Raw genomic sequence first — 8,623 nt, 5'->3', positions numbered from 1 at the left:
AAGATACCGGTTATTTCGGGAGGAAGCAGCCAGTCACGGTTGATCGGTTTTGTGGGAAGGTTAAACTATGATTACGACAATCGTTATCTGTTAGAGGCCTCTATCCGTCGTGACGGAAGTTATCTTTTCAGCGGTATGGCAGGCTCTCAATGGGTGAATCTTCCTGCTTTGTCTGCCGGATGGAGAATGAACAACGAGGAGTGGTTTCATGCCGATTGGATAGACAATCTTAAAGTTAGGGGCGGTATTGGAAAAACAGCCACATCTGCCGTTAGTGCGTTTCAGTATCTCAACCTAATGACACTTGCCTCAAATTCACTTATACTGGGCAATCAGAGGCAGAGCATGATCTACTCAGGAACATTAGGCAATCCCTACCTAACCTGGGCAAAAGCGATCACCTACAACATAGGTACGGAATTTATGGCGTGGAAGGGACTACTTGGAGCAGAACTGGATGTATTCTACAAATATCAGTATGATCTGCTTGGCGGTGTGGGTGGCTCTTACCCTCCGTCAATGGGTGGATATTTTTTCAGTACAGACAACGTAAATAAGATCGATTACAGAGGTTTTGATTTTACCATATCTCATAACAACAAAATCGGAGATTTCAGGTATGGTGTTAAGTGGATTGGCACTCTGGCATATCGCAGATGGCTCTATTATGCCGGGGATTCTGAGAACACGCCCGATTACCGTAAATTAACGGGCAAAGAGGTGGGATCTCAACTCGGATTCATTGCTGAAGGATTATTCCAGTCGCAGGAAGAGATAGACAACTCGCCCACGATTGTAGGGTCAAAAGTTCTCCCCGGTTATATCAAGTATAAGGATAGAAATGGAGATGGCAAAATCTCATACGCACAGGATATGGGTTATGTCGGAAAGAGTCCCTATTCCAAATTCCAAACCTCACTCAACCTCAACGGAGAATGGAAAGGATTTGACTTCGACATCCTACTGCAATCGGGTCTCGGACGTACAGTAGCCCTGACGGGGGTATATACTTCAATTGGATCCGAAGGAATTATGGATAATACAGCCTTCACAAAGCTCTTCTACCACGGAGGAAACTCTCCTCAGTTCCTTCCTGAAAACTCATGGAGACCGGACAAGCAGAAAGCCGAATTTCCACGTCTCTCGCTGGTAACAGTAAGTACAAACAATGCATACTCTTCAACTTTCTGGTACAGAAATGGAAACTATCTCCGCTTAAAATCATTCCAGCTGGGATATACTATACCAAACTCAATCACCAGAAAAGCCGGAGTCGACAGGATCAGGCTGTTTATAGAAGGGTCCAATATACTCACATTCAGCGTATTGACCAAGTATAACATCGATCCAGAACAGCCAGGAGTTAACAATGGGTACTATCCACAGCAGAAAACCCTCTCTTTCGGGCTTAATTTCTCATTATAATCACTTTTAATCGACTGAAAATGAAAAAAATATTTAGGGAACTTCTATATATGGGCACAGCTGTCATTATATTAAGCAGCTGTTCGGAATGGCTAGACCTGACTCCAACGGATCAACTCACCGACAAAGTGGTATGGGAGAAAGAGTCTAGTGTTGACCTCTATGTGAACGGCTTCTATACTTATCTGAACCAGTATGGGCAGTTTGGTACAGCACAAGCTGCGGGGAACCTTACAGAAAGCTTAACCAGTACATTCAAGTATGGTTCTTATGCACTTGGACACAAAGCGGGACATGCTAACAATTATGTTTTTAATCCTTCAACAGTCACACCAGCCAGCTGTTTTTACAGCAATTGGGATGATGCCTACAACAAGATAAGGAGAATGAATGAGTTCCTCCATTCTATGAGACAATACGGTAACTTCTCTGAAGAGATCAACAAAAGATGGGAGGCACAGGTGCTTTTCTTCCGGGCATTTATCTACTTTCAGCTTGCTAAAAGGCACGATGGAGTAATTCTTTATACTTCTATTGAGGAAATGCAAAAGGACAAGGCACGCAGTTCAAATGAAGATACTTGGGATTTAATTGAATCGGATCTCGATTTTGCGATAGCGAACCTACCTGAATCATTGACTGGCTCCAATCAGGGGAGACTCACCAAATTCGCAGCACTGGCATTCAAATCCAGGGCTATGCTTTATGCAAAACGATGGCAATCTGCTTACGATGCAGCTGATGCGGTTGTGAAATCAAACAAGTTCGGTCTGGTGGATGATTATGCCCAATCATGGAAAGGGAGCAATGAGGAATCGATCCTTGAGTTCAGATATGACGAACTGGGACCTAACCATACATTCGACAAAGACTATGTGCCTCTGAGCGACGGTTACGAGTTTGGCGGGCTAGGCACTCCTACACAGGAGATGGTGGAAAGCTATGAGAAAGCAGACGGCACCAAAATGAGCTGGACTGCTTACTATACAAAGAATGCGACCCGGCCTCCCTACGAAGAACTTGAGCCCCGTTTTAAAGCAACTATAATCTATCCGGGAAGTACATGGAAAGGCAAGGTAATGCAGAACTCGGTAAACGGCACCAATGGTACCTTTATGGCATACAGGGCACAGCCTTATACATATGGCCATACTACTACCGGCTACTTCTTGAGAAAGCTGATGGATGAGAATTTGATCGACGTGAAGGGCAAGCCCAGCAAACAGACATGGGTGGAGATTCGTTATTCAGAGGTGCTTCTGAATTTAGCCGAAGCAGCCTTCAGACTTAATAAGATAAATGAAGCCAGAAGTGCAATGAATGAAGTCCGCGAAAGAGTTAATCTGCCTGCAAAAAACTCTTCAGGCAATGAATGGTTCAATGACTACAGAAACGAAAGAAAAGTAGAACTGGCTTATGAAGGACATCTATTCTGGGATATGAGAAGATGGGAACTGGCACATATAGAATATAACAACTATCGTTGCCACGGCTTTAAAATAACAGGTGACAATTATGAATACATTGATGTGGATTATCAGGACAGAAAGTTCTCCGCGAAAAACTATATACTCCCTATCCCTGACGAAGAGTTGGCAAACAATTCATTGATTGAGCAATACGACAGTTGGAAATAATTAAATTAATAATCGTATGAAGAAATATATATATACAACCCTTACGTTACTCTGTTCAGCATTTTTCTTGCTGAACGGATGCCAGCAGGTAGAAGACCTGACACCTTCTGTGTCGCGCTATGGAATTAACAGTCTGAATGCATCCTTTTATGGTGACGAAAGTTCTGAAAACAGCTTCACAAGCGAAATAAATTACGAGACCGGCGTTATTACAATTGTATTTCCGTACAACTACCCCAGAACATCCGAGAATGTACTTACAACGGATGACCTGAAAAAGGTGAGAGTGACGGCAAACCTGGATGATAATGTAACTATCTCCCCATCCCTTCTTTATATGGATCTGACTAAAGAAAACTTTATTACGGTTACCGACCAGTCAAAAACAAAAAAAGATTATAAGATTGTAGCAGAGATCCGTAAAAGCGCCGAGGCTAAGATTACCGACTTCAACCTCGATGCACTAGGCATTTCTGGCATTATCGATGAGCTAAACAAGACTATTTCCCTCATCTCTATTGAACCGATCGGCGAGGTATTGGCTAAGCTAAGCATTTCTCACGGCGCAACCATCAGCCCTGATCCCAGAACAACTGCTCTGAACTATGACAACGAAGTAACTCTTACCGTTACTGCACAGAATGGGTCGGACAAAGCGATCTATACCATTCGAAAAGATGTTCCAAACAAAGTGGAACTGGGTATGCGCAACGGCAGTGACAAGGTACTCTGGTCAAAGAAACTGCAGACCGATCTGGGTATTTCAGCGCTGAATGTAACAACCAGTCTTGCCGTTACGAAAGATTATGTTATTGTGAATACAAGAAATGAACCTGGCATGATACTGGATCGCAAGACGGGTACGAAGGTAGGCACAATGCCCAATATGCAATCCATTATCGGAGGCCTTACCAACTTCTTTGCCACAGCAGATGACGGAAACAATATCCTGATATGCAATCTTGCGCCAAATGCAGGCACCTACAAGGTGTGGAGAATCAACGGTGTGAACGGTACTCCCGAGCTCTACATTGACTGGGCTGCGAGCGGAAGCACTGCCATTGGGCGAAAACTCTCAATAAAAGGGAGTCTCGACGGGGATGCAATCATCACTGCAGCAATTATGGGTGACGCCAAATCATTTGCCCGCTGGCAGGTTAAAGGAGGAGTGCTTCAGTCGCAGATACCCGAGATAGTAGCTATACCCGAAATAGGAGGAGCCTGGTGGAACAACGCCGACGTTGTAGCTACCAACCCTTCAGACCCCATAGGTGACTATTTTGTTTCTTACTATGCATTACCTAGAAGATTCGCATGGATAGACGGTAAAACCAACACTTTCAGGGCGCTCGGACCAGAGATAAGCGGAAACTGGGTACAAAATGCAGCCGACTACACCGTGTTCAACGGAAATCCTTATGCTGCAAGCAACTCGGTAAACTCTTTCACCTGGGGTAGTGACGACAAGATCTATCTGTTTGATGCAAGTTCAACCACCACATTCACCGAACCCATTTGGACCTCTCCAATCGGCACATACGGCGGTAAAGACAACGGAGGACAAAATGGAAACGGCACCGGAGATGTAATTTTGAAAGTTTCAACCGACGGATATTACATGTATCTCTACTTCATGTTCACCAACGGATGTGTAGTATGTGTACAATATGATTGTATTGACATGTAAGATAAGGTTCAGATAAACCGTATAATTGAGTTGTCTGAATTTTGAGCCTGATTAAAAAGAAAATTTGTGTTACCTTTGGTACCAGTTTTATTTTAGTCACCGCAAAATTCAGACAACTTTTTCCAACAACCCCAGTCATATGATCAGCAACCCGGTGGGGGCTAGCTGCAAGATATCAAATAAACATTTCATTAATTATGAGAATACTAAAATTACCCGCATACAGATTCTTTATAGCTATCATCCTTGCCCCGCTGCTGCTCCTTTCCGCAGCCTGTGGACGAGATGAAGCTCCAGATACGGATTATGAATTTCCCGATCCACCCAAAAACAATATAAATAAGCCCCGTTATATATGGATAGATGCAGCAGCCAACTTCCGTGACTTTGCCAATAGCAGGGAGAATATTGTTCGTGATTTAAAACTGGCCAAAGATGCCGGTTTTACGGATATTGTCGTGGACATCCGTCCAACATCGGGCGATATACTTTATAAATCGTCCGTTCAGGGTGCGGCACAGGTACAATGGCTGGGGGCATGGGTGAACGGTGTGTATTCAAAAGTAGAACGAACCGCAACCTGGGACTATCTGCAGGCATTCATCGATGAAGGGCATAAGCTGAACTTAAAGGTTCACGCAGGATTCAATACAATGGCGGGGGGGCACAGCAGCGGGTTAGGCAGCCAGGGGCTCCTCTACAGAGATTCGTCAAAGAAAGATTGGGCAACCTCCGAAAATCTCTCCACCGGCATCACAAATACTATGGATGCAGGAGGAGGAACAAAATTCTTCAATCCGGCAAATGATGATGTACAGAATTATTTATGTGATCTGCTTAAAGACCTTGCCAAATATAATCTGGATGGCATCATCCTCGACAGGGGAAGATTCGACGGAGTACAGTCCGATTTCTCCGATCTCACCAGAAAAAAGTTTGAGGCATATCTGGGAAATGTAAAGCTGGCAAATTTCCCTGGCGATATTCTCCCTCCCGGGACAACTATGCAACAAGTCATCGCCATGAGCACCTATCCCCCCTACTTCACCAAATGGCTCGAATTCAGAGCGAAGGTAATCTATGACTTTATGTCTAAAGCACGCGGTACTGTAAAATCAGTGAATCCGGATATGAAGTTTGGCATCTATGTCGGGGGGTGGTATTCTACTTACTATGAGGTTGGCGTCAACTGGGCCAGTCCGAAATACAACCCAAGCCTGACCTACAAGTGGGCTACCCCTCAATATATGAATTACGGGTGTGCCGGATTGATGGACCAGATCCTAATAGGCGCCTATGCCTCTCCACTAAGAGTATATGGATCTTCTGAATGGACGATGCAGGGTTTTTCGAAGCTGGCAAAGGACAAAATTAAAGATAGCTGCCCCATGGTTGCCGCCGGTCCCGATGTAGGCAACTGGGACAGCAACAATCAGGCGACCCAGGAGCAGGAAAACCAAGCAATTGTCAACTCCGTAAAAGCCTGTATGGATGAATGCGACGGTTATTTCCTGTTTGATATGATTCATTTAAAAATGGCCAATCAGTGGCAATACGCAAAAGAGGGTATAAATAAAGCCATAGGCAGTAAATAAACCATCTATTACCGAAATGCGGACAGAGGTCATCGTAATATTAAAGATATCAATATACTATAAAAAAATGAACAGCATATTTAAGATATTTCTAACCCTTTTGATCACAACTTTTTTTTTATGTTGCAACACAGACAAGAAATCCCAACCGGCAGATATTTTACCGAAACTCATTTGGATTGATGCAACAGCTAATATTGAGCGATTCAATAACAAAGACACTATTGACTATTATCTGGAAAAAGTAAAAGGACTAGGTTTTACAGATATTGTGGTTGATGTTCGGCCCATTTCGGGACACGTACTTTATGACAGCCAATATGCCCCGAAGCTCACGGAATGGAAAGGAAAAGAGATCCATTACGATTTTGATTACCTGGAATACTACATTGAGAAAGCTCACAGCCTCGGGCTGAAGGTGCAGGCATCTCTCAACACCTTTGTGGCAGGCCACAACTATATGGATTCCGGCCCGATCTATGAGGAAGGGAAATCAGAATGGGCATCTATTATTTACACACCGGATGAAGAGGTGAAGCTGATCCCTATAACAGAGGAGAAAAACAAATATTCAGCCATGGTAAATCCTGTGAATGAGGAATTTCAAAGCTATATCCTGAATATCTTCAGAGAGATCGTGGAAAAATACCCGGAACTGGACGGTATCATTCTCGACAGGGTGCGATACGACGGCTTCACCGCAGATTTTTCGGAATTGTCACGTAAGAAATTTGAAAACTATCTGGGAAAAAACATGGATCGCTTCCCCGACGATATCTACCGATGGAAGAAAAACGAAAACGGCGGGCTCTACCCCGAACGCGGCAAGTATTTCCTGCAATGGATCGAATGGCGTACATCTGTCATCTATGACTTCATGTCAAAAGCCAGGAAGGTCATCAAATCCGCCAATCCAAATATCTCTTTCGGGACCTATACAGGCGCCTGGTACCCCTCTTACTTTGAAGTGGGAGTTAACTTTGCAAGCAGGAATTACGATCCTTCGGCCGATTACGACTGGGCCACTCCCGCCTACAAGAACTACGGTTACGCCGAACTGCTGGATCTGTTTACCGTAGGCAACTACTACACTACCATTACCATTGAAGATTACCTGAAAGAAAACCCCGAAATCAAAAACGAGACTGATATGTGGGCACAACATGGAACATGGTACTGCGTGGAAGGATCGAACCAGCACCTGAAATCAATCCTCGATGGGAATAAGTTTTATGGAGGGATTCTGGCAGACCAGTTCTACGATAATCCCGAAGGACTCGCTGCATCAATCAGGATGAACCTGGAAACTTCTGACGGATTAATGATCTTCGATATCGTGCATATCATTGAAAATGATATGTGGAAATATGTAGAAAAAGGGATGCGTGAAGTAGGTGCAATATAAGCCCGAAATAGATTAAATCGCTTTAAAAATTGGAAGTATGCTCCGGAAGAGGAGATGAATGTACCACAGTTTTTCAAACGGATTGAGAAAGATAAAAAATAGAGAGATGATTTTTCTGAAGAAAAATCCGCACAATGACGAGAAGCACCTTATTCTGGTTCATTCAGATCCGCAATTCCACAAAGAAGAAAACTTCCAGAACTACGCTAAAGTGATTGAGGATATTGCACAACTAAAAAAATTACCCCGACAGGGACATTCTGGGTGTCGATTTCGGGGATCTGGTGGGAGACAAACCGGAACTCTATCCTCTTTATATTGAACATCTGAACCGTACGGGAATACCTTTTTACCGAATGCCGGGCAACCATGAACTGCAGTTTGGGGGACGTACCCCGGAAACCATCAGTGTGCAAACAATAAATATCTCCGTCCTGCTCGACATGCTAAAGCCTTATAACACCCATCCGCTAACGGTACATATGCATTACACGAATTCACTATACTTATGATGATTATTTTTAACTATATATTGCAATATCTAAGAAAATATCAAAAATAAATAATGTTAATTAGTCGGCACTTAATAAATTATTTTATTTTTATGTTTGCATATCAGCTTTTTTTATCTTTATTTTGTGGATTATTCTAAATCATTTTTGATTATTAATATTTTTTGCTCGCTCCGCGTTACTATAAGAGACAATCAAAAATGAGTATATTTAACATACTAAAGAAACGTGAAAGGGTGCTTTCCTTGTTTACGAAGGATCGCATAAGTGCTGGAAAACGATGGAAATCATCAATGAGAAAATACGAAAGACCCAACTGATAATTTTTTTAACAAAAAGTATCCTATGACAATCTATTCACG

General features: G+C 43.1%; 4 protein-coding genes and 1 pseudogene. All 5 read left to right on the top strand.

The genetic code is table 11. The features are described from left to right. Positions 1–1,425, top strand: a pseudogene (locus B3B27_RS11250) (SusC/RagA family protein); the annotation flags it as partial. A gap of 20 nt (positions 1,426–1,445) precedes the next feature. Then, positions 1,446–3,062, top strand: coding sequence for a RagB/SusD family nutrient uptake outer membrane protein (locus B3B27_RS11245; RefSeq protein ID WP_286833918.1), 1,617 nt, complete (start codon positions 1,446–1,448; stop codon positions 3,060–3,062). A 16-nt stretch (positions 3,063–3,078) separates the two neighbouring features. Then, on the top strand, positions 3,079–4,749 hold the full coding sequence (locus tag B3B27_RS11240) for a DUF5018 domain-containing protein (RefSeq protein ID WP_286845977.1): 1,671 nt from the start codon (positions 3,079–3,081) through the stop codon (positions 4,747–4,749). A gap of 197 nt (positions 4,750–4,946) precedes the next feature. Further along, positions 4,947–6,344: an alpha amylase family protein gene (locus B3B27_RS11235; RefSeq protein WP_238868058.1), complete on the top strand. Its 1,398-nt coding sequence runs from the start codon at positions 4,947–4,949 to the stop codon at positions 6,342–6,344. A gap of 67 nt (positions 6,345–6,411) precedes the next feature. Continuing rightward, a complete protein-coding gene (locus B3B27_RS11230; protein ID WP_238868059.1) occupies positions 6,412–7,749 on the top strand; it encodes an alpha amylase family protein in 1,338 nt (445 codons plus the stop codon). Positions 7,750–8,623: the final 874 nt, after the last annotated feature.

This window comes from Proteiniphilum sp. UBA5463 (assembly GCF_002427225.1).
Lineage (GTDB): Bacteria > Bacteroidota > Bacteroidia > Bacteroidales > Dysgonomonadaceae > Proteiniphilum > Proteiniphilum propionicum.
The sequence above is the reverse complement of the archived record's forward strand: the minus strand, read 5'-3'. Positions and strand labels throughout refer to the sequence as shown.